Source organism: Paraburkholderia sp. RL18-085-BIA-A, assembly GCF_046027075.1.
Taxonomy (GTDB): domain Bacteria; phylum Pseudomonadota; class Gammaproteobacteria; order Burkholderiales; family Burkholderiaceae; genus Paraburkholderia.
In genome coordinates this window covers 1-1840 of record NZ_JARESU010000380.1, presented here as the reverse complement: position 1 = coordinate 1840, position 1840 = coordinate 1, and the positions used below count along the sequence as shown (strand labels likewise).

Below are 1840 nucleotides of genomic sequence, written 5' to 3'. Positions count from 1 at the left end.
GTCGAGTAGCCCGGCGGAACTTCCCCGCCAGGCCCTCACAGATCCGTACGTGAACCTCTCGGTTCATACGGCTCTTGTCATCCAGCCGATGGCAATACCCCCAGCGTCCAGTGGTACAGCAGATCCGGCTCACGCTCGGCCATCCGCCTGAGCCAGGTCCGGGCCGTGGCACGACTCCGTTTGAATCGGCGATATTTGCGTACCGCCCATTTCCCCAGAATGTCGTTGAGGTGGGCAATCACGCGCTTGAACTCGCTCATGTAGAACGCCGCGTAATAGTTCCACCATCCTCGCAAGGCTGGATTGGCCTGCGCGGCGATGTCCTCGATCCCAGCCTCCGTCCAGCGACCGATATTCCACGTCCGCATTTTCTCGCGGATGCGTTTCGCGGCCTTGCCGCTGAGGGCAGGACTGAAACTGTTGAAGTAAACGCCCCGCTTGCTTTTGGCCAGCCGGCCACGGAAGGTGTATCCCAGAAAGTCGAAAGTCGTGGTGGGATAGTCTTTCTTGCGATTCCCATCCCGGCAGTACACGATCCTCGTCTTCTCAGGATGCAATTCCAGACCACAGGCCGTCAGACGTGCACCGATTGCCTCCTGCAACCGTCTGGCTTCGGCTTCGCTTTTGCAGTGGACCAATCCATCGTCCGCATACCGCACGAACGACGTGTCCGGAAAGTGCCTCGCCATCCAGGTGTCGAAGGCATAATGCATATAGAGATTAAACAGTACCGGGCTGACGACACCACCCTGCGGCGTGCCCCGCGTCCGCGACACCATTTCCTGTCCCCTCATCATCGGCGCCTTCAGCCAGCGTTCCACATACAGCTCTACCCATGTGCAGCGGGCATGTTGCCGCACCGCTTTCATCATGAGTTCGTGATCAACGTGGTCAAACGCACCTTTGATGTCAAATTCCAGTACCCAGTCGTATTTCCAGCATCGACCCCGGACAGCAGCAATCGCATCCAGCGCCGACCTGGAAGGACGGTAAGCATAGGAATCCGGATGGAAACAGGGCTCTACCTGCGCTTCAAGATAATTGCGCACAACCGCCTGGGCAACGCGGTCCGCCACGGTCGGAATTCCCAACAACCGCTTGCGGGTCCTGTCATTTCCCTTCGGGATTTCCACCGCACGCACAGGTGGCGGAAAGTAGCTCCCTGAAGACATCCGGTTCCACACCTTGTACAGATTGCGTCCAAGCTGCTGTCCAAATGCCTCGATGGTTTGCCCGTCCACACCATGCGCTCCATGGTTCGCTTTCACCTGAAGCCATGCTGCCCACACAGACTGCTTCGTTATTGCAAACGGCCTGGCGCGACTCATCGGCTCATCCCATTGTCTGGTTGGCCCACAGGTCTTGCCGGATGACGCACTCCCTTCGCTCCACCCCAATTACGAGGCTTCACCGCTACTACGGAATGCTCCGCCCCTGTACCCCGCATCGGTACTCTCACCTTCTTTGAGTCCTTCAAATCAAGCTTCTCCCTTCGCATCGGGGTGACAGGTTCCTATGTTCCGTTCAATCGCCTGGAGTAACGTCACGCCGTCTTTATGCCGGTCGCCACCAAGCCAGTCATCAGGCTTCCGCTTGGTTTGTCCCAAGGTCAGGCGAGGACCTTGGTTTTGACGACGAGTGGAAAAAGCTATCGACACCTCATCGACGGTTCGCTTGCGCTCGTCTCGTTATCCCACACCTGACGCATTCACTGCGCCTTTTCTTCAACGCTCACCACCACGGCTCTTTACCGCAGCAGCTTGAAGTGGTTTGATGTCTTCTCCTGAAAGACGACATCGAGGGGCCTACCCTCATCGATCAAACAGCTTTCATAGCACAC

At 57.4% G+C, this 1840-nt stretch carries 1 protein-coding gene; it reads right to left on the bottom strand.

Translation table 11 applies throughout. The features are described from left to right. Positions 1-77: 77 nt before the first annotated feature. A complete protein-coding gene (ltrA, locus tag P0D89_RS52580; protein ID WP_459252690.1) occupies positions 78-1328 on the bottom strand; it encodes a group II intron reverse transcriptase/maturase in 1251 nt (416 codons plus the stop codon). Between the last annotated feature and the right edge of the window lie 512 nt (positions 1329-1840).